This window comes from Xenorhabdus innexi (assembly GCF_002632485.1).
GTDB lineage: Bacteria > Pseudomonadota > Gammaproteobacteria > Enterobacterales > Enterobacteriaceae > Xenorhabdus > Xenorhabdus innexi.
In genome coordinates this window covers 1-23,586 of sequence record NZ_NIBU01000007.1, presented here as the reverse complement: position 1 = coordinate 23,586, position 23,586 = coordinate 1, and the positions used below count along the sequence as shown (strand labels likewise).

General features: G+C 40.8%; 16 protein-coding genes and 2 tRNA genes. 11 read left to right on the top strand and 7 right to left on the bottom strand.

The window, feature by feature from the left end; translation table 11 throughout:
• From Xinn_RS04180 to Xinn_RS04165, 4 genes are all read left to right on the top strand, one after another.
• Entirely contained in the window at positions 1-684 is a 684-nt protein-coding gene (locus Xinn_RS04180) for a Tox-REase-5 domain-containing protein (RefSeq protein WP_086956270.1), read from the top strand.
• Positions 685-711: 27 nt separating this feature from the next.
• Positions 712-1,410: an Imm52 family immunity protein gene (locus Xinn_RS04175; RefSeq protein WP_086956271.1), complete on the top strand. Its 699-nt coding sequence runs from the start codon at positions 712-714 to the stop codon at positions 1,408-1,410.
• A gap of 64 nt (positions 1,411-1,474) precedes the next feature.
• The gene (locus tag Xinn_RS04170) at positions 1,475-1,738 is read left to right on the top strand and encodes a PAAR domain-containing protein (protein ID WP_086956632.1); all 264 of its coding nucleotides are present in this window, start codon (positions 1,475-1,477) and stop codon (positions 1,736-1,738) included.
• Positions 1,739-1,915: 177 nt separating this feature from the next.
• Positions 1,916-2,656, top strand: a complete 741-nt coding sequence (locus tag Xinn_RS04165; protein ID WP_086956272.1) for a hypothetical protein — start codon at positions 1,916-1,918, stop codon at positions 2,654-2,656.
• A 446-nt stretch (positions 2,657-3,102) separates the two neighbouring features.
• Here the strand turns inward: Xinn_RS04165 and Xinn_RS04160 are convergent, their stop codons facing one another.
• From Xinn_RS04160 to Xinn_RS04140, 5 genes are all read right to left on the bottom strand, one after another.
• Positions 3,103-5,538: a toprim domain-containing protein gene (locus tag Xinn_RS04160; RefSeq protein ID WP_086956273.1), complete on the bottom strand. Its 2,436-nt coding sequence runs from the start codon at positions 5,536-5,538 to the stop codon at positions 3,103-3,105.
• A gap of 109 nt (positions 5,539-5,647) precedes the next feature.
• Complete coding sequence (locus tag Xinn_RS04155; protein ID WP_086956274.1) at positions 5,648-5,854, bottom strand: helix-turn-helix transcriptional regulator; 207 nt, start codon at positions 5,852-5,854, stop codon at positions 5,648-5,650.
• A 139-nt stretch (positions 5,855-5,993) separates the two neighbouring features.
• Positions 5,994-7,268 (bottom strand): tyrosine-type recombinase/integrase, encoded by a 1,275-nt coding sequence (locus Xinn_RS04150; RefSeq protein ID WP_086956633.1) that lies wholly within the window; start codon positions 7,266-7,268, stop codon positions 5,994-5,996.
• A 165-nt stretch (positions 7,269-7,433) separates the two neighbouring features.
• Positions 7,434-7,509 (bottom strand) — tRNA-Thr (locus Xinn_RS04145).
• A 6-nt stretch (positions 7,510-7,515) separates the two neighbouring features.
• Positions 7,516-7,603 (bottom strand) — tRNA-Ser (locus Xinn_RS04140).
• 337 nt (positions 7,604-7,940) lie between these two features.
• On the opposite strand from Xinn_RS04140, the gene rcsD reads away from it, so the two are divergent.
• A complete protein-coding gene (gene rcsD, locus Xinn_RS04135; protein WP_086956275.1) occupies positions 7,941-10,640 on the top strand; it encodes a phosphotransferase RcsD in 2,700 nt (899 codons plus the stop codon).
• An 8-nt stretch (positions 10,641-10,648) separates the two neighbouring features.
• Positions 10,649-11,299: a response regulator transcription factor RcsB gene (gene rcsB / locus Xinn_RS04130; protein WP_086956276.1), complete on the top strand. Its 651-nt coding sequence runs from the start codon at positions 10,649-10,651 to the stop codon at positions 11,297-11,299.
• A 36-nt stretch (positions 11,300-11,335) separates the two neighbouring features.
• Here rcsB and rcsC read toward each other — a convergent pair whose 3' ends face one another.
• Positions 11,336-14,185: a two-component system sensor histidine kinase RcsC gene (gene rcsC, locus Xinn_RS04125; protein ID WP_086956277.1), complete on the bottom strand. Its 2,850-nt coding sequence runs from the start codon at positions 14,183-14,185 to the stop codon at positions 11,336-11,338.
• A 160-nt stretch (positions 14,186-14,345) separates the two neighbouring features.
• Positions 14,346-16,985: a DNA topoisomerase (ATP-hydrolyzing) subunit A gene (gene gyrA / locus Xinn_RS04120; protein WP_086956278.1), complete on the bottom strand. Its 2,640-nt coding sequence runs from the start codon at positions 16,983-16,985 to the stop codon at positions 14,346-14,348.
• 209 nt (positions 16,986-17,194) lie between these two features.
• Here gyrA and ubiG point away from each other — a divergent pair, with 209 nt between their 5' ends.
• The 5 genes from ubiG to Xinn_RS04095 all read left to right on the top strand — a co-directional run bounded on the left by ubiG (position 17,195) and on the right by Xinn_RS04095 (position 22,968).
• Positions 17,195-17,929 carry a bifunctional 2-polyprenyl-6-hydroxyphenol methylase/3-demethylubiquinol 3-O-methyltransferase UbiG gene (gene ubiG, locus Xinn_RS04115; protein ID WP_086956279.1) on the top strand — a complete coding sequence of 245 codons (735 nt, stop codon included), beginning with the start codon at positions 17,195-17,197 and terminating at the stop codon, positions 17,927-17,929.
• 357 nt (positions 17,930-18,286) lie between these two features.
• A complete protein-coding gene (nrdA, locus tag Xinn_RS04110) occupies positions 18,287-20,578 on the top strand; it encodes a class 1a ribonucleoside-diphosphate reductase subunit alpha (RefSeq protein WP_086956280.1) in 2,292 nt (763 codons plus the stop codon).
• Positions 20,579-20,590: 12 nt separating this feature from the next.
• Positions 20,591-21,721 (top strand): class Ia ribonucleoside-diphosphate reductase subunit beta, encoded by a 1,131-nt coding sequence (nrdB, locus tag Xinn_RS04105; protein ID WP_086956281.1) that lies wholly within the window; start codon positions 20,591-20,593, stop codon positions 21,719-21,721.
• 1 nt (position 21,722) lies between these two features.
• The gene (gene yfaE / locus Xinn_RS04100) at positions 21,723-21,989 is read left to right on the top strand and encodes a class I ribonucleotide reductase maintenance protein YfaE (protein WP_086956282.1); all 267 of its coding nucleotides are present in this window, start codon (positions 21,723-21,725) and stop codon (positions 21,987-21,989) included.
• 208 nt (positions 21,990-22,197) lie between these two features.
• Positions 22,198-22,968: an N-acetylmuramoyl-L-alanine amidase gene (locus tag Xinn_RS04095; RefSeq protein ID WP_086956283.1), complete on the top strand. Its 771-nt coding sequence runs from the start codon at positions 22,198-22,200 to the stop codon at positions 22,966-22,968.
• Positions 22,969-23,586 lie beyond the last annotated feature (618 nt).

Below are 23,586 nucleotides of genomic sequence, written 5' to 3'. Positions count from 1 at the left end.
ATGCCTTTTATTTTAGCTCCTGCTGTACCAGCATTTGCTGCTGCTGTGGAATGGACTGTTGTTGCTTGTGTCGGCGTATTAGCTGCTGTGGGCGTTATAGAAGGAACGAAAGATACCACAGCAGATGATATAGAAATTAAGCCTAAAAAACCGAAAATAAGAACAGAAGAAGAGATGGAGAATGATATTAAATTAGGCAAAGAAAAAGCGAAGTCTAGGCTTGAGGAAATTACAAAAACAGGCACGTTGACTCGTTCTATGGAAGAATGTAAATCTTGTCCTGCTAGCTCCGGAATATCCAAGGCTGAACATAGAAATTTCGGTAATATCATTAACTTACAATATCAGGTGTATATTACTCAGGCTGCCTCTGGTCCAGGATGGGTTATGGAATGGGATTATCTAACGGTTTCTTTTGATGGGTTTCAAAAGAAGTCTTGCTTATTGCAAGAAACAAAAGGCGCTTATGATCAATTTTTTATTGACGAAAATACAGTAAAAAAATTTTACTCTGGCATTAAAGGTACAGTCCAACAAGCACACGTACAAGATAATATAGTTTGTTTGACCCCGCCTAACAAATTAGCTTGGTATTTTATGGAGCCTCTCAGTTTTAAATACTTTTATAAGATATTTAGGCAGCTTGAATATACAATGGATATTTACCACCAACCTATGGCTTAAAGCTTAAATAAAATAGAGGTAACTAAAATGAGTGAGATTTCTCTACACGTAATAGTTAAAGAACAGGTAACACAAGAATTTTCTGATCTAACAGATGCAATGCGTTTCTTCCTTAATGAACTAAATAAATGTGATAAAAGAATTACTTCTTTCTATGCTCAAGGTGAAACTTTAGAAGAAGCTTTAGAAAATAAAATCATTGATGTTAATGGTTATGAAAATCCTAATATTTCAAATCTAATAGGAGAATACTTGCCCATTGTTGAAGGGATATGGGATGGTAATGAAGAGGATTCAATGTCTATTCTCTTTATAAATAACAAAGAAAACTCTTCTATTCATATTAGTGCTGAAAATCATATTGGAATATATGATAAAAGTAATCTCATTAATTTCATTAAGTCGGTAGCCAACAAATATACCTTGAAAATTTTTTCTGTTACATTTAATGGAACCGGCACTGGTGAGGAAGTTTTCCCCGACCGTCCGGCCGTTGGATGGATGCTATATCTTCCTTTTCAATTTGAAATACACCCTAGTCTACTGAAAAGTGGAGCTGAGTTTATCCTTATCTCTACAACGCTAAGCACAGGTACAATTATAATTACCAAAGATGATTACAATTGTCTGAATAAGGAAGACCAGAATCTTTCTAATGATATTGAGATCGCATTACGTGATTTGGGTTTTTTACCTTTATATACTGATATTTATAAAAATAAATAACACCACCATTGAATACAGGTATCGGCATTATATGCCGATTTTTTTCAATTTAAATAGGTATAATATGGCCAATAAAGCAATTATTCGACTAAATGATACAACAGATCATGGAGGTAAGGTCATTACCGCTATTGATAGTTATGTTTATCAAGGCGTGCCTGTTGCTGCTAAAGGTGATTTAGTAGCTTGCCCAAAATGCAAAGGTGTCTTTCCTGTAGAGGAAGATAGCAATGATTTACGATATCAAGGAAAATTTATTGCTCTGGAAGGTATGCAAACAGCTTGTGGTGCAAAATTGATTGCCAGCCAGAGCGAATTGCGCGCGTGATATCATGTTATGTGTAGCTAGCGTCAGCTTATCGCTGACGCTGGATTAATGAAATAAGTACACAAAAGAAATTATATAAGTAACACACATTCACTGTTCGCAAATTTCTTGAGTGATGAGATCAGGTTTTTGCAAATTAAATTTTAATCATCAATGAATTGTCAAGAGTATAAGAATATGCCATTTATCCTCATTATTTTTATCCAGATTTTGTGTGGTGTTCATGTTATCAGAACAAATCAGGAACGGTTTTGGTTATATTTGATTATTGGTTTACCCGGGATTGGCTGTACCATTTATACACTATCAATCATTCTTCCGGGATTCTTCGGTAGTCATTATGGTCAACAAGGGGTTAGCCGCATTCTCGATAAAATCGCGCCCGAACGCCATATAAACAGGCAACGTGATGCGTTAATGATCAGCGAAAACAGTGAAAATTATACACAATTGGCGGATGAATTAGCCCGGCTGGGGCGGTTACAGGAAGCAATACAAAACTATCGAAAAGCATTAACTGGGATCTTTGAGCATGATCCCACCATTATGGCAAAATTAGCTAAGGTTCAGTTTGATAATAACGACCCGATTGGCTGCGAAAAAACGTTGAGCGAACTGATTATGGCGAATCCTGATTTCCGCTCTCAGGACTGTCATTTACTTTATGCCAGAGCACAGCAACAGATGGGAAATCTGGACAAAGCGGAAGAAGAATATCGTGTGCTTGTTGAATATTATACCGGTCCTGAAGCCCGTTTTCGTTATTACGAGATGTTATGTGAAAAAGGCGATTTAATTTCAGCAAAACAGCAACTAGAAACAATCGCTATTATTGCTCGCCGTTCCAAACCACACTACCGCAAATTGCATAAGGTGTGGTTACAGCAAGCCTATCAGGAATTACACAAACTGAATTAGATTAGGTTTGAGGAAGGCATAGAATGATAAATACTTTCCCCTGTTTAGAATTCAGCTGACGCGCTGCGCTTGTCTTCTCCGTGTTACCGGGCTAATACATTAACCCAGTAACACGGAGAGCTGAAAGATCACCCGCCAGAAAAACCATTTTCCCCCTCTCCCTATTAAAGAATTAGTAATAAAACTGTTCACCCTGTTCACCTCTAAATATTTTCATTTAAATTCATATTGTTAAAGGGTGATGACTTGAAATCAAACTCATCACCACTCTTCACTCAACCCTTCACCGTTAAATCAGAAAAAGGTGAACAGGAGTGAAGACTTGTGAACAGTTTTAAAATAACTATTCACCCTACAATATATTGATATATCTGCTTTAAATCATAGGGTGAACAGTAGTGAACACTTTTTACTATTTTTATGAAATCTTTATCGGTGTGAAAAAATTATTCTTCTGGCAGGTTATCCCTTGTCAGTTTCGGCAGCCATTCGATGGCGGTGTCGATATTCAGATCCAGATTACTGCGAATGCCCTGTTTACTTTTCTTACGCAGGTAATGCTGGTTGTATTCAGCCAGTGCACCGGGCATATCCATACCGAATCGGGTCACGGAAACCGGTTTGTTCAGGTTGTTGCCTTTCATATAGGCAAGGTAGGCGTGATAGAGGTATTTACGGGGATTAAATGGCACGATTTCCGCATTGCCGATTAACAAACCATCAGCTTCATGAGAAGCCACCAGATAACCACAAAAATCAACCAGTGGATCTGTACCGCGTTTGATATCCAAAGCCTCTTCGGATTTTTGTTGCTCTGCCAGTAAACGCCTTGCCGTTTGTGGATCAGCAAATCGATGAAGCAGTTGCCGGATAATGACAGGCAGTTCTGCCGCGATTTTGTCCCGCAAAAGCGGATCGCGTTCGTTCTCCGGCACGACTTCGGAGAAATTGAAAATCACCCGACGCCGCGACACTCCGCCACTGCGATCACTGAAACTCATGGCGTTATTGTTCACCGCCAGCACTACAGCAGGAATGCGGGTTGAATAAGGCTGTTTGTGCTTCGGGTCAACGGCGACTTCATCCCCGCCTGTAATGGCCTTGATGCCGGAACCGTCGCCCACATAGCGGGTCTGGTCGGGCAGGATAATCAGCGAATACCCGACAATCAGCGCCCGTTCCCGTGGATTTTCCAGTGCGGCCATGCTAGCGGAAACGGTATTGCCTTTCCCTGCCAGCATCATGCAAATTTCAGCAAAGATACTTTTACCACTGCCTCCGGCTCCAGTGACTTCCAGAAACAACTGCCAGTCGTAACGGTTTGCCAGTACCATAAACAGCGCAGCCAGCACTCTTTCTGCTTTGTTTTCACAATGAGCAGTTGCCCGGTTGAGCCAGCGCCAGAACTGAGGGGAATGGCTTTGCAGGGTTTCCCCCGAAACGGGGGAATTGAATTCAACGTCATTCGCAAGCAGCAGCCAGTCATGTTTGTGATGAGGCCGGAACTGACCGATTTTCAGGTCAAATACCCCATTACGAAACCCGATTAAATGGCGTTCTGGTGCATTCATCATGGGAAGCTGTAATTTCAGGGCATCCACGGCAGAGCCAATGCCATGCGGTGAGTACGGCATTTTCTCTTCCATAAAAGCTGCTACCATTTCCCGCTGTAAATCGCGGTTACTGACCGGACACCAGATAATACCATCATAGTGATGAACGGTTTCCGAAGCGCCATCCAATGCCAAATCACCGTCATAACGTGCCAGTAACACTTCTCCGCGCTGACTGGCTCCCATCTGGCATAAGGTTAGTTTTGACGATTCGGCATCATTGGGCTGAATCGCGGCTTTTTTAGTTATGGGTGTCGGTTGATAAAGCCCCTGAGCAAAAGCCAGCTTTGCCGTTTCTACACCGTGTTGTTGGCGGTAATCGTCCCAATCGGCTTTATGCTCTGTCGGCGGCAACGTAATCCAGCCATTAACTGCAAGGGCGGTTTTTTCTGCCGAGATTTTGTCGGTATTCACTTTCGGTTTACCGTGTTTATCCAGTTCACCGGAGTGATGCCAGTCGTTATCGGCGGCAATAATGATTTTCGTGTCCGGCCAGCGTTCCCTGACTGATTGAGCAACGGAGAGCAAATTGCCTGCGTCCAGCGCTGCCAGAACAGCACCGTTACAGAGTTGGTTAACCGTGAGTGCTGTGGCGTAACCTTCGGTAATGATGACCGTATCGGGACGTTCCTCCAGCGCTGATAGAGCAATAAACGCGCCTTTCTTCTGGCTACCGGTGAGTAATTTTTTCTCACCATCCGGTTTGATGATCTGCGCACCTGTTACTTTTTTATCCAGTGTTGCGAGTCGCAACACTGTCGAATTATCAGCCAACAACATCTGATTAGGGCAATGCAGCCCTTTGGCGGTCAGATAGGGAGATTGTCCGGCAACAGTTTGCGCCATCAGAGCTGCTACTCCGTCGGCAATTGACTGTGTTGTTTGAATGGTTTTTCTGGCTGGCTTGGGTTCAGGCAAAGGTAATGCCAGTACATTCGCAACGATTTTTGCGGCCTCAGTAATAGAAATTCCTTTGGTTTTTGCCACCAAATCCAGTCCATCACCATAGTTGGGGTTATCACATTGGCGACAATGCCAGTTGCCATGATGGTGATCATCAATAAAGTGAAAACGATCAGTGCCGCCACAAATCGGGCAGGCACCATGCTTGTCTTTTGCCGGAATATCAATACCACAGGCAGGCAGCAGACTTTCCCAATGGTACATAGCAGATGTTTTCACGGTCTGGATCAGTTCAAGCGGTTTTTGATTAGCGAATTTTTGGACTGTAAATTTAGGACGAGTTTGGGTATGCTGTATGCCAGCCATCGTTTTACCTTGCTTAACGGTTGTTGGTCAGACGCCTCAGATGTGTTCGTCGCACATTGGGGCGTTGCTTTTTATATTACGTTTCTTATGTCATATTCTTTTGTGTGCGTTATGCCACCCTCGATTCAGCGATACGCTGGGCAATCCAGTTATCAATTTCTGATTCAATAAACGCGATGGAATGGGGGCCAATTTTGACCTGTTTCGAAAATTCCCCGTCATCAATCAACTTGTAGATCCACGCCTTGCTGTAACTTGTTCTGCGCTGAACTTCCGGCAAACGGATAAGATTTTCTTTCGGTGCTGTCATTGTCATATTTTTTCTCCTGTTACCGAGTCCCTGAGCGCTCATCGTGGACGTTGTTTGATGACAGGGGGATTATTTAAAAAGCAAGATTAAATGAGCAGCGTTAATTGTTTCTCTTATAATGCGAGTTAATTGATTGAAAATTGCACTATTGGTTTTTTCTGGTGCGAAGCGGTTTGGCAAAGTCATACGGTGTGATATGCCTTTCTCTGTTGGCATCCAGATAATCCGCCCACCACTGCACCATCAGCCGCCGCTCTTCCAAATGCTTAGAGGTGTGAATATAGGCGGCCCTGACCTTTTTTCTTTCGATATGGCTTAATTGGCGCTCTATCGCATCATCGTTCCATAATCCCGATTCCCCCATTGCACCCCGTGCCATTGTCCTGAATCCGTGTCCACACACTTCGGTTTGGGTGTCATAACCCATGACACGTAAGGCATTATTCACAGTGTTTTCACTCATGACTTTCATCGAATCATGGTTGTTGGGGAACATCACCTCACAACCGCCACTGATTCCATACAGGGTTTTGATAAGAGCGACAGCCTGACGGCTCAGTGGCACAATGTGCTCGGTTTTCATTTTCATGCCACGTTCAGAGAATCTGACGCCTTTAATGGGCTTCCTTGTGGCGGGAATTTTCCAAATAGCTCTTGCAAGGTCGATTTCTTCCCAGCGCGCAAACCGTAACTCACTGGAGCGAACAAACGTGAGTAGCGTCAGTTCCACCGCGATCCGGGTCATTACACGACCACGATAACGAGAAAGGCGGGTGAGAAAATCAGGTAAACATTCATGGGGAAGGGCGGGATGATGATTGGATTGCACTGTGGTGAGAGCGCCAGCCATGTCATTAGCGGGGTTGGACTCAAGAACGTCATTCTGGACAGCATAACGCATAATGGCTGTCACCCGTTGTTGTAATCGCTGGGCGGTGTCATGCTTGCCGTCAGCATCAACGGCTTTGATTGGGGCTAATAGCTGGCTGGTTCTTAATGTACCTACATCAAGAGAACCTATATGGGGAAAAATATAATTCTCAAGGTTGTGTAACACCCGGTTACTGTGGTTTTTACTCCATTGTTTTTTACTAGCGTGCCATTCACGGGCGATGCGTTCGAAGGGGTATGCTCCCTTCGATTCAGATTGTGCTCTTTTTTTCTCTGCTTTGGGATTAATCCCTTGTACAATCAACTTCTTGGCTTCGTCTCGCTTGGCTCGTGCATCAGCCAGGGACACAACTGGATAGACGCCAAAAGCCAGACGGTCTTCTTTCTTATCGGTAGGGCGGTAGTACTTCATGCGCCAATATTTAGCACCGTGTGAAGTGACCTCCAGATACAGGCCGCCACCGTCAGTCAGTTTATAGGTTTTCTCTTTGGGTTTTGCCGTCTCGATTTGTCGCGCGTTGAGTTTCATTTTATGGGGCATACTTATAATCGAAGTGTAGGTGCCACTGATTATGCCCCTTGCTGCATATTGATTGCAATAGACTAAGAAAGACGCCGAAATAACCTATGTGGTTAATTCGGCGTAATTTTATTTTAGTTGATTTACTTGATTGGACTTCAAGAAACTTTAATATGGTGCCGACTACCGGAATCGAACTGGTGACCTACTGATTACAAGTCAGTTGCTCTACCAACTGAGCTAAGTCGGCGAAATTTGGCGGAAGGATAGAGATTCGAACTCTAGGATGGTTTCCCATCGGCGGTTTTCAAGACCGCTGCCTTCGACCGCTCGGCCATCCTTCCATGGCGCGAGATTATGCCTATATCTCCGGGGGGTGTCTAGCCCCTGAAAGGAAAAAATTGTTATTTTTTTACTGTTTGCTCAATCTTCGAACGTTAATGGTCTTTTTATCCGCTAACCTGCTAGTATTACCACAACACAATGACTTAATTTAGTTGAAATTGAATTAAAATTAACCATATACACAATGGATTTCAAGATGCGTTGCGGCGGCAAGGGAGTGGATCGCCGGGAGCATAGATAACTATGTGACCGGGGTGAGCGAGCGTAGCCAACAAAGAGGCAGTTTGAAAGACTAAGTGTATAGATATCTTCACAATAAAGGTAGCCATCCAAAGAATGTATAAACAAGCAACAATTAAGCCATCTGCTATCCCCCGTTTTTATGCACTGTTTATTATTCTGCTTTTTACGTCTCTATTTTTATTTGGGTATAACTATTTTGATAGTTGGCTGATGGAGAAAAAATATGCTATCAGCAGTGTGGCAGACAAAATGCGATTGCAGATTAAAGATTATCGTTATCATGCAGAGAATATTTTTGAGCAATCTAATATGCCGTCATTCTCTTCTCAGAAAGCAGCACCCTCACTGGAAGTGAGTCCTAATATTTATTGGCTAGAGAGCAATAGCAAAAATATAGATGCGATTATTTTTGGACGTTACAACGATTCAAGCATTCAACTAGCGCAGAAATTGTCCAATTATCTCGAAATTCTCTGGGGTTCACGTAGCGAATATAAATCGATGTACTACCTTAATGGTAAGGATAACAATTTATTATTGGTGACAACTCATCCTATATTAAAGCCGGAAATTAAATTTAAGGAAAGTTATCTGACCCTGACTTCTGACTTTAAGCGTTCTGAGATGTTGGCTCAATCAATAGCACTGGATGAAAGAGAAAGTATTTCATCTATTAATGTATTACGTGGAGAGAATATTTATTTCTATACTTATAAAGCAGCATTCAACTCACCGGGGCAATTAACCACCGTTATCGCTTTTGATCTGCCGATTAATAATCTTTTACCGCCTGATATGTCACCGGCAAATTTTCGGTTGTACTTAAATAATGAATACAATACCGACAAAACAAATAAAGTTGATGTTTCGTTAAACGGTTTTTGGCTGGAGTTTTCTCAGCCACTTAATGTGATGCCGTATAAATTGATATATCAGGTTCCATTGAAAGCACTTGTTGTCGATTTATTGCTCAGAAATATTTGGCTGTTGCTTTCTATATTGCTGTTCTTACTTCTCTCATTCAGTGGGTTATTTTATATCCGTCAGCGATATATCACGCCTAACGCTTCAATGGATCAGGAGCTGAAAATCAAAGATTCTCTGGAGAATGACATTGTTTCTAATATACCTATCGGGCTATTAGTTTATGATTTTTCATCGAATCAGTTAATCATCAGCAACAAAATTGCTGAAAAGCTGATGCCTTATCTTGATTTGAATAAGGTTAAAGTCATGGCTGAACAGCATCATGGTGTTATTCAGACATCTATTGAGGATGCGGTCTATGAAGTGAAAATGTATAGCAGTAATTTATTACCTGAAACATATCTTTTTTTATTGCAGGATCGGGATCAGGAAGTCATGATCAATAAGCGTCTTCTGCTTGCTCAGCGTGAATATGAGAAAAGTGCATACGCCAGACGTTCAATGCTGCTGAATGTTAATAATGAAATAAAAAAACCCATTCTGGAGTTGAATGATATTGTTATCCAACTGAAAGAAAGATCACAAGATGAAGATATCCAATATTCACTGGATAGGTTGTTGGCAAAATCAGAATATATTACAGAATGGGTAGAAAATATTTCATTACTCAATGAGTTAGAATCGGATGATTGGAAACCGACTAATGAGATATTTTCTTTATCCTCGCAACTGGAGAATATATTAAAAATATCTTTTCCAACATTAAATGCTAAGAATCTGAAGTCTTATTATCATTTTAATATTCCTCATGAGTCCATATTCTATGGTGATAGAAAAGCGTTAAGCAAAATAGTTTCATTATTATTAAATTATGCAATTACAACAACCAGTTATGGTAAAATATCGCTCAATGTCAGTAGCTCTGGTAAAAATAACAGCTACATACAGATTGAGTTAATTGACAGCGGTTCAGGCCTTAGCAAGAAGGATCTGAACAGTTTGAATTATCCTTTCTTACATCAGTTAGCAGAAGACAAATATTATACTAATTCTGGATTGGCTTTTTATTTGTGCAATAAATTATGTAAAAAAATGGGAGGAAATCTTGAAATTAGCAGTAAACTGGGGCTGGGAACACATTATGTTGTCAGTTTACCCCTGTCTCAACAAGATGAAGATGTTGAGATCCCGCAACTGTTAGAAGGGATTATAGCCCTGATAGATATCAGTAACCCTGAAATAAAAAAAATAATCCATAATCACCTTGATAATTATGGAGCAACATATTTTGAAAAAAGCACAGAAAATGTTACGGAAGAATACGACATTATTCTTACCGATAAACAGAACAAAACAAAAAAGCCAACTATATTATTAGTAGGTAATTTAGTAGGATTTAAGCAAATGCAAACTGGTTTGGTTCAGTGTAATTACAATTTTGTAGGTGATGTTATCAATGCTATATCATTGTTAATTGAAGAAAATTTAAACTTAGTCGAGTCTGACGAGATATCCTCAGATCTGGAACCAGAATCAGATTTTGCTCAAAATATAGATAGCAATCTTTGTAATATCCTTAAAAGTTATTACACACAGTTGGTAGACAGTAGTTACAGGAAATTATTTATAGAGACGGTACCGATGGATGTTACTAAACTGTATACTGATATGGAACGCTATGACTTAATATCACTTTCGCAAACGGTACATCGCCTTAAAGGTGCGTTTGCTATGTTAGACTTTAAATTGCTAAAAACATCATGTGAGGCGTTGGAACAACACATAGCAGACAATAATGAAATAGAAATCAAAAGTAGCATCAGCCGTATTGATTCCTTTGTCACAAAGCTGTTGCAGCCAAGGTAACCAATAATATGAATAACCTTAATGTCATTATTGCCGATGACCATCCTATTGTTTTATTTGGCATCCGCAAGTCACTTGAACAAATTGAGTGGATTAATATTGTCGGTGAGTTTGAAAATTCAACTACACTGATTAATAGTTTGCCACATATAGAAGCAGATGTTCTCATAACGGATTTGTCAATGCCCGGTGACAAATATGGCGATGGCATCACTTTGATAAAATATATTAAACGCCATTATCCGACATTGGCTATCATCGTTCTGACGATGAACAATAATCCGGCTATTTTAAGTGCAGTACTTGAACTTGATATTGAGGGGATTGTTTTAAAGCAGGGAGCGCCTACTGATTTACCCAAAGCACTTTCCGCATTACAAAAAGGTAAGCAATTTACACCTGAGAGTGTTTCTAAACTGTTAGAAAAAGTGAATGCTAATGGTTACGGAGATAAGCGCTTATCCCCAAAAGAGAGCGAAGTACTGCGTTTATTTGCTGAAGGGCTACTTGTCACAGATATTGCAAAGAAGCTTAACCGCAGTATAAAAACAATTAGTAGTCAGAAAAAATCCGCGATGATAAAACTGGGAGTTGATAACGATATTGCGTTACTTAATTACTTATCTTCAGTCACCATTGACAATGATATGGTTAAATAGCAATCCGTTATTTGTTTTAAGTAGAAGGTCGGTGACTCAAGTTGCCGATCTTATATATGAAACTAATGTTTCTTTCAATTTTGTCAATGAGACTGGTTTTAGTAAACAATAATCCATCCCGACATCAGCACAACGTTGCCTTTCTTCTGCCATTGCATTCGCTGTGATCCCAATAATGGGTTTAGTATAACCTTCACTTCTTAAATATCTTGTGAATTCATAGCCATCCATATTGGGCATGTTAACATCGGTCAGAATAATATCGGTTTTGTTATTTTTCAGGTATTCGATAGCATCAAGCCCATCATGAGCCATTGCTGTTTTAAGGCCTAAGGAGTTTAATTGTTCAACCAGTAAATGCCGATTGATAGGATGGTCATCAACAACTAAAATTTTAATTGTGTTTAATTTATCATCTGCTTTGACAGGTGCTGTTGTTATGGAAGCAGGAGAAGGCATCATATAACTATTGCCGGACAGTAGGTTATCAATAAAGTCAGCGAAATCGCTAATCTGATAAGTGTTATGCAGCCAATAATTATTGTGAGTATTTTTAGGTTCTCCGATATGATGCTCGGATATTTCGATGCGATAACGAACAGAATTATTAGGTTCAATAAGTTTATCACTGACTAAAAATGTAGTGTCAGTAACGTGGTCAGCGTCGTATAAAGTAGTTTGAAAATTTGCTGTTGTAAGTAAATTGTACAGATATTTTTCTAAACAGTCATTATGAATAGCTAAGACTATTTTTTGTTGAGTATGATTTGGAGAGTATGTAATAGCACGGTATTTTTTCTCATCGTATCTCGCACCATATAATGGAAGCCGGATAGAAAAAATACTGCCAACATATTGTTGGGATACAAATTCAATATCACCATCCATCAGGTTGATTAGTTTTTCACAAATAGCTAAACCCAGCCCTGTACCTTGTGATGCATTTTCTTTATTGGTACTGGTTTGAAAAAATGGCTCAAATAACTGAGCCTGTAATCTATTTTCTATTCCTAGACCTGTATCTTTAATACTGATATACATATAGCCGTATCTTACTGTAATGGATATAATAATACAGCCTGTTTCTGTAAATTTAATTGCATTGTTTAACAAGTTAGAAATAATTTGCTGGAGCCTTACCGGATCATTATTAATATAGTCAGGAACATCTGGATCAACATAGCAATAAAACCCTAGATTTTTTTTCGCAATCAGAGGTAGGTAATTTGAAATTACATGGGATATAACTTCTTTGCAGCTAAATTCTTTAGCATCAATTCTAAGCTGGTTAGATTCTATTTTGGAGAAATCAAGAATATCACTAATGATTTTTAACAGCAGTGATGATGAATTATTCATTGTCGATAATAATCGCGCAGCTTCTGATGACAATGGATAGGACTGTAGTAATTCGAGATTCCCAATAATGCCATATAAAGGCGTTCTTAATTCATGGCTGACTGTTGCCAGAAACATTGATTTTGCATGGTTAGCCTGCTCTGCGGCTGAAGCCATTTCTTGTAATGATTTTTCCATTTTTGCCCGTGTGCTGATATCAATCAGCACACAGATTGCGACTTCCTCATTGCGATAGCGTGAATGCACAAAACTGATTTGCAGATGATTATTATTGCTAGTGACAACATCAATATAACTGCTGCTTTTGTCACAAATGATATCAATAATGCGTTTTTGATCTTCAAACGTCAACATTTGGGTATAGTTATGTGCAAGTTCATTACTTAATATATTAGCACCATCACTGATCCGTAAAATACTGATGCCAACAGGAGCAGAGGCGACAATTTTGTGGTTAAATTGTTCATTCTCTTCAAGACGAAGGGCGTTATCTTCAGCAGGAGAGAACATTTTCCTTTCAAATAACCAAACGAAAAAAATGATAAAAACCGCAGAGGTAATATTGAGGATAATACTATTAATGATTTGTAGTTTGAATTCATTAAAGATATTCTTCAGGGGTTCTGCATATATGACGCTGAATGATGAAGGTGCTAATCGCCGCTTTAACAATAAATGAGAAAAATCTTCACTATAGCCAAAATAAGGCATCGGCATATTGTAACCAATAAGGTTTGGTTTATTATTTCTTGTAGGGAAATATAATTCAGGTTTATTATAATCATTTAATAGTGTAAGAGTAATATTTTTGTTATGACTGGGAATAAAAGTATCTAGTCTGATAGATTGTTCTACACCTATCAATGTAATCATTTTTCCGTTGCTATAAATAGGAGCAAGAATATAAAAACTGCCACTATCTAAGCTTGTATTTGGTGCCGCCCAATAAGCATTTTGCTCTTTTCCTTGTTCCTGTTCAAATATCAGGCGTCGGTAGTTCTCATAAACCATTTTTTTTAGTATGTCAGGCTCTGTTATTGTGCCGCGAATTGGAAAGTTCACCATACACATACTTTGAGTATCGACTAAAAAAATCTGATTGATACCCTGTGGCATAACAATATTATCTTTCCAAAAGAAGAACAGCTCATTTAATGATTTAAAGTAACTTGTTGGATCATTGTGCAGAAAGTCACAATTAGAGTTTATGCTCAGCGGCGTATATAAAAAATGGGGGTTATTATATGGCAGGTTAATAGTCAGTTTTTTTTCATTTTTTTGAGATAAATGTTTTTCCGTCATATATTGGAGATCACGCAAAGAATTAGTCGTATTCCGAATATAGGAGAACATTATATCGTAAAAAGTATTATATTCTTGACGAATATCTGATTTAGCTTTATTAAAAATATTAGCCAGATAGAAACTGGTTAATAAGGCACCTAATGCCCATAACATAAAACCAAGCACCCGAAAAAGGTAGCGGGATATCTTTAATGATGTATGAAATGAAGATAGATATCTCAAGAGGTCGCCTGATAAAAATGTGATTAATAATAACTGTTAACAGCATATACTAGTGTAGCAGGGAATACAAAGTTGCGTTTGGTACTGAAAAATTACATAAAAAAGCAGGTATTTTCATACCCGCTTTTTTAATGTATCAATAGATCAGAAAAAGAGGATATTACTCCTGACTTTCTGCTCCGTTCCCTTCTTCATCAGAAGGTGCGGCTATATTACCGTCTTCGTCTTCTTCATCATCAGGTTCAGCTACACGCTGCAAGCCAACCACTTTTTCGTCTTCTGCCGTACGGATCAAGGTGACCCCCTGAGTATTACGACCGACAGTGCTGACTTCTGACACTCTGGTGCGTACCAGTGTTCCCGCATCAGTAATCATCATGATTTGATCGGTTGGTTCAACCTGAATTGCCCCAATCACACTACCGTTACGCTCACTGACTTTGATGGAGATAACGCCCTGAGTTGCACGGGATTTGGTCGGATATTCCTTCTCGGATGTCCGTTTTCCATAACCGTTTTCGGTTACAGTGAGGATTTGCCCTTCTCCGCGAGGAATAATCAGGGAAACGACTTTGTCTCCTTCAGCCAGTTTAATACCTCGGACTCCGGTTGCCGTACGTCCCATTGCACGGACGCCTTTCACGCGAACCGTACCATCTTCCAGTGTTTCTTCTTCTTCTTCCAGGAAGCGGACAACTTTACCCTGAGCAGAGAATAGCATCACTTCATTGCTGCCATCAGTGAGGTCAACACCGATCAGTTCATCACCTTCATTCAGGTTAACGGCGATGATACCGGCGCTACGCGGACGGCTGAATTCGCTGAGTTTAGTTTTCTTAACGACTCCGCTTGCCGTTGCCATGAAGATATTCAGACCTTCTTCATATTCACGCACTGGCAGAATAGCCGTAATACGTTCGTCCTGACCTAATGGCAGCAGGTTGACAATAGGTCGGCCACGAGCACCGCGACTTGCTTCCGGCAGCTGATAGACTTTCATCCAGTACATCTTGCCTTTGTTGGAGAAGCAAAGAATTGTATCGTGAGTATTGGCTACCAGCAGACGCTCAATGAAATCTTCTTCTTTGATACGTGCTGCGGATTTGCCTTTGCCACCACGGCGCTGGGCTTCATAATCAGACAGAGGCTGGTATTTTACATATCCCTGATGGGAGAGTGTAACCACAACATCTTCCTGATTGATCAGATCTTCAATGTTGATATCTGCTGAATTTTCAGTCAGCTCAGTGCGGCGTTTATCGTTATACTGCTCTTTGATGGCAAGTAACTCTTCCCGGATGACTTCCAGCAGGCGTTCAGGGCTTTCCAGAATGAACATCAGTTCAGCGATAACTTTCAGCAGCTCGCGGTATTCATCAAGCAGCTTTTCGTGTTCCAGACCAGTCAGTTTCTGCAAACGCAGATCCAAAATAGCCTGAGCCTGTTGTTCAGTCAGATAGTATTTGCCGTCACGAATACCAAATTCCGGCTCCAGCCACTCTGGGCGGGCTGCATCGTCACCGGCCTGCGCCAGCATGGCGGAAACATTACCTAATTCCCATGCCTGAGTAATAAGGTTTGCTTTTGCTTCAGCAGGTGTAGGAGCACGACGAATCAATTCGATCACCGGATCGATATTTGCCAGTGCAATAGCCAGTGCTTCCAGGATATGAGCACGATCACGGGCTTTACGCAGTTCAAAAATTGTTCTGCGGGTGACAACTTCCCGACGGTGGCTGACAAATGCAGAAAGAATGTCTTTCAGATTAAGCAGCTTAGGTTGACCCTGATGCAGAGCAACCATGTTGATGCCGAATGAAACCTGCAACTGGGTGAGGGAATACAGGTTATTCAGAACCACTTCACCAACTGCATCGCGTTTAATTTCGATAACGATGCGCATACCATCTTTATCGGATTCGTCGCGTAATGCACTGATCCCGTCGATCCGCTTATCTTTCACCAGTTCAGCGATCTTCTCGATCAGGCGCGCTTTATTGACCTGATAAGGGATTTCACTGACGATAATAGTTTCGCGGCCATTATCGTTAGTTTCAACTTCTGCGCGGGCACGGATATAAACTTTACCGCGACCGGTACGATAGGCTTCCTGAATACCACGACGACCATTAATGATAGCCGCTGTCGGGAAATCAGGCCCCGGAATGTATTCCATCAGGCCTTCAATACTGATATTTTCATCATCAATATAAGCCAGACAGCCGTCGATCACCTCAGACAGATTATGAGGCGGAATGTTAGTTGCCATGCCGACCGCAATCCCTGATGAACCATTCACCAGTAGGTTGGGAATACGGGTTGGCATGACATCGGGAATTTGCTCTGTGCCATCATAGTTAGGCACAAAATCGACGGTATCTTTTTCCAGATCTGCCAGCAATTCATGGGCTATTTTTGACATGCGTACTTCGGTATAACGCATGGCAGCCGCAGAGTCGCCGTCAACTGACCCAAAGTTCCCCTGACCGTCAACCAGCATATAACGCATGGAGAATGGTTGTGCCAGACGTACAATCGTGTCGTAAACAGCGGTGTCGCCGTGTGGATGGTATTTACCGATCACATCCCCAACAACGCGGGCAGATTTTTTATAGGGTTTATTCCAATCATTTCCTAGTACATTCATCGCAAAAAGTACACGGCGATGTACAGGCTTCAGTCCGTCTCGAACATCTGGCAGTGCGCGTCCAACAATAACGGACATCGCATAATCCAGATATGAGCTTTTCAGCTCTTCTTCGATATTGACCGGGGTGATTTCTCTGGCAATGTCGCTCATGGAGCCACTGTCCCTCATACTCCGAATTCAAAGGCTTAGAATTATACCACAAATTGACAGTTTTATAAAAATCAGATGCGGGTATTTCAAGATTAAGGTGTGTATAATAGTTTCTTATCACACATCCCCATAATACTGTTACATTTTCTGTGAATCAGTTTTCTGTGTACCAGTTTTCTGTGAAGCAGTTCCTAGGAGCGATATTGCTGATGAACGCCAAAACCCCCGATTCACACACTCAGTCACATGCTAATGTGGATCAACAGGAAATCGAAAAATTTGAAGCTGTTGCATCCCGATGGTGGGATTTGGACGGTGAATTTAAGCCATTACACCGTATTAACCCATTACGTTTGAACTATATTCTGCAACGAGCCGAAGGGCTTTTCGGTAAAAAAGTGCTGGATGTCGGATGTGGTGGCGGGATCCTGTCAGAGAGTATGGCTCGTGAAGGGGCGGATGTGACCGGTCTGGATATGGGTTTTGAGCCATTGCAGGTTGCCCGGCTGCATGCACTGGAATCCGGTATGTCGGTGACTTATGTGCAGGAAACCGTAGAGAGCCATGCCGAACAGCATCCGCACACCTACGATGTTGTTACCTGCATGGAAATGCTGGAACACGTACCTGATCCGGCATCGGTTATTCGTGCTTGTGCCAAATTGGTTAAACCGGGTGGTCATGTGTTTTTTTCCACCATTAACCGCAATAGAAAAGCGTGGCTAATAGCTGTTATCGGCGCTGAATATATTTTGAACATGGTGCCGAAAGGAACGCATGATGCGAAAAAATTTATTCGTCCTTCGGAGCTAATCGGCTGGCTGGATAAAACTTCTTTGAAAGATCAACATATTATTGGTCTTCATTACAATCCGTTAACAGATAAATTTCGTCTTGGACACAATGTGGATGTGAATTACATGCTTCATACCCAATCTGCTTAACATGAGTAATTAAAGGATTAATAAAACAGCAAATAGATATTATTTTTAAGTTTTTATTTTTGAATTTCTGCCGATAGGTTTGCGAAAGTAACATCAAGTAACTACGCAGGTTATCGGCTTTTTGACAAAATTAATCCTCAAGTTATCCACAAAACTTCCCGATCTTGTACACTTGATAAAACGCAAAATTTACATTATCTTGTTATTACAGTTTTATTCACCCCCTATATATTGTGTTTCTGGACGTTTCACTGCTACTAGTTCCCAACAGGATTTCAGTCATCTTGGGGCATTGTGCTGTCAACGGACAGGAAGAACAATTCTAGGCGAGATACGAAAAAGAAGGTGTATTTCCTCATGAACCAGAGTCTGCTAGTAACCAAGCGTGATGGGCATAAAGAACAAATTGATCTTGATAAAATTCACCGGGTTGTCACCTGGGCTGCCGAAGGGCTGAAAAATGTCTCAGTATCACAAGTAGAGTTGCGTTCCCAGATTCAATTTTATGATGGTATTAAAACATCCGATATTCATGAAACCATGATTAAGGCTGCCGCTGACCTGATTTCAGGTGATGCTCCGGATTATCAGTATCTGGCAGCGCGTTTAGCCATTTTTAACCTGCGCAAAAAGGCTTATGGTCAATTTGAGCCGCCAGCGTTATACGACCATGTTGCTCGTATGGTCGATTTAGGTAAGTATGACAAACATTTGCTGGAAGACTACTCCAAAGAAGAATTCGAGCAAATGGACAGTTTTATTAACCATCTGCGCGATATGGATTTTTCCTACGCAGCTGTTAAACAGCTCGAAGGCAAATATCTGGTACAGAACCGTGTTACAGGTGAAATCTATGAAAGTGCTCAGTTCCTGTATGTGCTGGTAGCTGCATGCCTGTTTTCCACCTATCCGAAGGAAACACGTCTGGATTATATCCGCCGTTTTTACGATGCGGTTTCTACCTTTAAAATTTCATTGCCAACGCCGATTATGGCAGGCGTTCGTACACCAACCCGTCAGTTCAGTTCTTGTGTTCTGATTGAATGTGGTGACAGCCTGGATTCCATCAATGCAACTTCCAGTGCGATTGTAAAATATGTATCCCAACGTGCTGGTATTGGGGTGAATGCCGGTCGCATCCGTGCACTGGGCAGCCCGATCCGTGGTGGTGAGGCCTTCCATACCGGCTGTATTCCGTTTTACAAGCACTTCCAGACAGCAGTGAAATCCTGTTCTCAGGGTGGTGTTCGTGGTGGCGCGGCGACATTGTTCTATCCAATGTGGCATCTGGAAGTAGAAAGCCTGCTGGTGCTTAAGAACAACCGTGGTGTTGAAGGAAACCGTGTCCGTCATATGGACTATGGTGTTCAGATCAACAAGCTGATGTATGAGCGTTTGATCAAAGGACAAGATATTACTCTGTTCAGTCCGTCCGATGTACCGGGGTTGTATGATGCTTTCTTTGCTGATCAGGATGAATTTGAACGCCTGTATACACAGTATGAAAATGACAGCAGTATCCGTAAAGAGCGTGTTAAGGCAGTAGAACTGTTTTCCTTAATGATGCAGGAGCGTGCTTCAACCGGTCGTATTTATATTCAGAACGTTGACCACTGTAATACACACAGCCCGTTTGATCCGGCTATCGCGCCTGTTCGTCAGTCGAATCTGTGTCTGGAAATTGCATTGCCGACTAAGCCATTAGATAACATTAACGATGAAAATGGCGAAATCGCATTATGTACGTTGTCTGCTTTCAACCTCGGAGCCATTGAAAATCTGAGTGAGCTGGAAGAGTTAGCAGATTTAGCAGTTCGCGCACTGGATTCTCTGCTGGATTATCAGGATTACCCGATTATTGCTGCTAAACAGGGTTCAATGGGGCGTCGTACACTGGGTATTGGTGTCATTAACTTTGCTTACTATCTGGCGAAAAACGGTGTTCGTTATTCTGATGGCAGTGCCAATAATCTGACGCATAAAACATTTGAAGCTATTCAGTACTACCTGCTGAAAGCGTCTAATAAGCTGGCTAAAGAGCAGGGCGCGTGTCCGTGGTTTGGTGAAACAACTTACTCACGGGGTATTCTGCCGATTGATACCTATAAAAAATCATTGGATGTGTTGACCAGTGAAGCATTGCATATGGATTGGGAAGCTCTGCGTAGCGATATCCTGCAATATGGTCTACGTAACTCAACCTTATCAGCGTTGATGCCATCGGAAACGTCTTCACAGATTTCTAATGCGACGAATGGTATTGAGCCACCAAGAGGTTACGTCAGCATTAAAGCATCAAAAGATGGCATTCTGCGTCAGGTTGTACCGGAGTATGACCGTCTGAAAAGGTCTTATGAATTGCTGTGGCAAATGCCAAGCATTGACGGTTATCTGCAATTGGTCGGGATCATGCAGAAATTTATCGATCAGTCAATTTCTGCCAATACTAACTATGACCCAGCGCGTTTCCCTAACGGCAAAGTTCCGATGAACCAATTGCTGAAAGATTTACTGCTCGCTTACAAATATGGTGTGAAAACACTGTATTACCACAATACCCGAGATGGTGCGGAAGATGTTCAGGATGATTTGGAAGAAGTTGTCGAATCAGCTGATTCCGATTGTGAAGGCGGCGCGTGTAAAATTTAATCTGAGGAAACTATGTCCTATACTACTTTTTCGCAAGTAAAAAATGATCAATTACAGGAGCCGATGTTTTTCGGCCAGCCTGTGAATGTAGCGCGTTATGATCAACAGAAATATCCTATTTTCGAAAAGCTAATCGAAAAACAGCTCTCGTTTTTCTGGCGTCCCGAAGAAGTTGATGTTTCCCGTGACCGCATTGATTACAACGCTCTGCCGGATCATGAAAAGCATATTTTTATTAGTAACTTGAAATATCAGACGTTGCTGGATTCTATTCAGGGTCGTAGCCCGAATGTTGCATTTCTGCCACTGATTTCTATTCCAGAATTAGAAACGTGGGTTGAAACTTGGTCGTTTTCAGAAACAATTCATTCGCGTTCTTATACGCATATTATCCGTAATATCGTGAATGACCCTGCTGTTATATTTGATGATATTGTCACAAATGAACAGATCCTGAAACGTGCTCAGGATATTTCGAAGTATTACGACGATCTGATTGAAATGACCAACTACTACCACCAACTGGGTGAAGGGACATATAACATTGCTGGTCAGGAAATCACAGTCAGTCTGCGCGTACTGAAAAAACAGCTTTATTTATGTTTGATGAGTGTCAATGCATTAGAAGCGATTCGTTTCTACGTCAGTTTTGCCTGTTCATTCGCGTTTGCTGAACGTGAATTGATGGAAGGCAATGCAAAAATCATCAAATTGATCGCTCGTGATGAAGCACTGCATTTAACAGGCACTCAACATATGTTGAACCTGCTGCGTTCTGGTCAGGATGATCCTGAAATGGCAGAAATTGCTCAGGAGTGTGAACAGCAGTGTTATGACCTGTTTGTACAGGCGGCTGAACAGGAGAAAGAATGGGCAGAGTATCTGTTTAAAGATGGCTCTATGATTGGCCTGAACAAAGATATTCTGAGCCAGTATGTTGAATATATTACTAATATTCGCATGCAGGCTGTCGGCTTGAAGCTGCCATTTGAAATCCGTTCAAACCCGATTCCTTGGATCAATTCGTGGTTGGTTTCTGACAATGTTCAGGTGGCTCCGCAGGAAGTCGAAGTCAGCTCTTATCTGGTTGGTCAGATTGATTCGGAAGTCAATACTGAGGATCTCAGCGGTTTCGAACTCTGATATGGCTGATTACAAAGTTACCCTGCCTTCGAGGCAGGGATTATCTGTCCATTACTCTTCCAGTCTTCACAGTAATCTGTTGGAAGCTTTAGAACAAGGCAAAGTACAGATTGAATACCAATGCCGTGAAGGATATTGCGGTTCTTGCCGTGTTCGATTGCTGAAAGGGAAGATAGGGTATCCTTGTAAACCATTAGCATTTGTGAATGAGGGGGAGATTTTACCCTGTAGCTGTTATCCCCTTTCTGATATCGAAATCGAACTCTGATTGATATTGAAGGTAATTTTCTATCCAGTAGATAAATCAGAAAAATTATCAGGTTTTATTGTCTTCAATATTAATATCATGATTAATAGTAAGTATGTCTGAAGGATGAATTGATATGCTTACTTATTTTTTCTCAAAATTTAATTTTCTCCTGCATTGCTTCTTGTTATTAATCCCCTAAGATAAGTCAAAGAGAAGGAGCATATCTATGTATAAAATTGATTATCACTCATACCGTTCAATTAAAGGTTTCAATCGCCGTCCTCGGTTTTTAGTAATGCATTACACCGCATTGAATTTCCAAAAATCTGTTGAGGCACTGACAGGTGAAGGTGTCAGTGCTCATTATTTAGTGCCTAACCCGGATGATCAAACATATCAGGCCGCAGGCTTTGACTGTATTCATATATTTAATCTGGTTGATGAGCTTGAAAGAGCCTGGCACGCGGGCATGAGTAGTTGGTCGGGGCGAAATAACCTGAATGATACATCTATTGGCATAGAAATTGTTAATGAAGCCAGTGATAATTGTGGTGTTTTTACTTTTCCACCATATCACCCAGATCAGATTAATGCGATCAAGGAGTTGGCAATTAATATACTACAGCGATATCCAGATATTACTCCGACTCATGTTATCGGGCACTCTGATATTGCTGTCGGCAGAAAAAGTGATCCTGGTCCGGCTTTTCCCTGGAAAGAGTTATATGAAGCAGGGGTTGGAGCATGGTATGACGAAGAAGTAAAACAAAAATACATTAAAGAGTTTAATCAGTCTTTTCCTGACAGAGCAGATATTTTAGAGAAATTCAATCAGTATGGGTATGATGTTCCCGACTTGAATGATAATGATGGTTATAAAAATCTGATTAAAGCATTTCAGATGCATTTTCGCCAGTCAAACTATGATGGTGTCTCTGATATAGAAACCATCGCTATTATATATGCTTTAGTGGAAAAGTATTTCTGCAAAGTCTAGGAAACCATAGAAAGGTTATTCTTGATATAGTTTTACTGAGTTATCATAGGCTATCGTTTTTATGAACACACGGTAAGCAGGAATTAATGGAAAGTATCTGCCTTTTATCGAAAGCCGGTTATTGGCTGGGCAGATTCTCTCTTTTTACCTAAATATAATTATAAACTTTATTGGGTATAATTTTATTTGATATTTCCATACTGGAAATTAACCAGTTGGTAATACTCATCTTAATAAGATATTGAGGTAATACCACTTTAAAATCCTATATCATGATTAATATAAATTATAAAGATAACTCTATCTTTGATGAAATTTCGTATTTCAATCGCACATATTATTATACTTTTTGTTTCATCCTTGCTCTTTGGCAAATGCTCATCTAATCTTAATGTTTTATTTATGATTTTTTACAATTTATTGAGTATATAAAGTGTCTTATAGCCAAAATATTTTAAACTACGTTATGTTTACAATAGAGTAAATTGTCTGGAATATAGATAAATAGCTATGCTTTCACATAGACAGGATCTTAAGCAATAACCGTTTATTTTTAGATAGAAAAAAGGCTTCATTTATGATCTGATAATCGTCGCCAAACAATAAATCAAAACCACG

What these genes read in the sequence shown, in the direction of transcription:
- yfaE (WP_086956282.1), top strand. Translation starts at nt 21,723, where the DNA reads ATGGCTGATTACAAAGTTACCCTGCCTTCGAGGCAGGGATTATCTGTC.
- Xinn_RS04175 (WP_086956271.1), top strand. Translation starts at nt 712, where the DNA reads ATGAGTGAGATTTCTCTACACGTAATAGTTAAAGAACAGGTAACACAA.
- Xinn_RS04095 (WP_086956283.1), top strand. Translation starts at nt 22,198, where the DNA reads ATGTATAAAATTGATTATCACTCATACCGTTCAATTAAAGGTTTCAAT.
- Xinn_RS04170 (WP_086956632.1), top strand. Translation starts at nt 1,475, where the DNA reads ATGGCCAATAAAGCAATTATTCGACTAAATGATACAACAGATCATGGA.
- Xinn_RS04150 (WP_086956633.1), bottom strand. Translation starts at nt 7,268, where the DNA reads ATGAAACTCAACGCGCGACAAATCGAGACGGCAAAACCCAAAGAGAAA.
- Xinn_RS04155 (WP_086956274.1), bottom strand. Translation starts at nt 5,854, where the DNA reads ATGACAATGACAGCACCGAAAGAAAATCTTATCCGTTTGCCGGAAGTT.
- rcsB (WP_086956276.1), top strand. Translation starts at nt 10,649, where the DNA reads ATGAATAACCTTAATGTCATTATTGCCGATGACCATCCTATTGTTTTA.
- Xinn_RS04165 (WP_086956272.1), top strand. Translation starts at nt 1,916, where the DNA reads ATGCCATTTATCCTCATTATTTTTATCCAGATTTTGTGTGGTGTTCAT.
- gyrA (WP_086956278.1), bottom strand. Translation starts at nt 16,985, where the DNA reads ATGAGCGACATTGCCAGAGAAATCACCCCGGTCAATATCGAAGAAGAG.
- ubiG (WP_086956279.1), top strand. Translation starts at nt 17,195, where the DNA reads ATGAACGCCAAAACCCCCGATTCACACACTCAGTCACATGCTAATGTG.
- Xinn_RS04160 (WP_086956273.1), bottom strand. Translation starts at nt 5,538, where the DNA reads ATGGCTGGCATACAGCATACCCAAACTCGTCCTAAATTTACAGTCCAA.
- nrdA (WP_086956280.1), top strand. Translation starts at nt 18,287, where the DNA reads ATGAACCAGAGTCTGCTAGTAACCAAGCGTGATGGGCATAAAGAACAA.
- rcsD (WP_086956275.1), top strand. Translation starts at nt 7,941, where the DNA reads ATGTATAAACAAGCAACAATTAAGCCATCTGCTATCCCCCGTTTTTAT.
- nrdB (WP_086956281.1), top strand. Translation starts at nt 20,591, where the DNA reads ATGTCCTATACTACTTTTTCGCAAGTAAAAAATGATCAATTACAGGAG.
- Xinn_RS04180 (WP_086956270.1), top strand. Translation starts at nt 1, where the DNA reads ATGCCTTTTATTTTAGCTCCTGCTGTACCAGCATTTGCTGCTGCTGTG.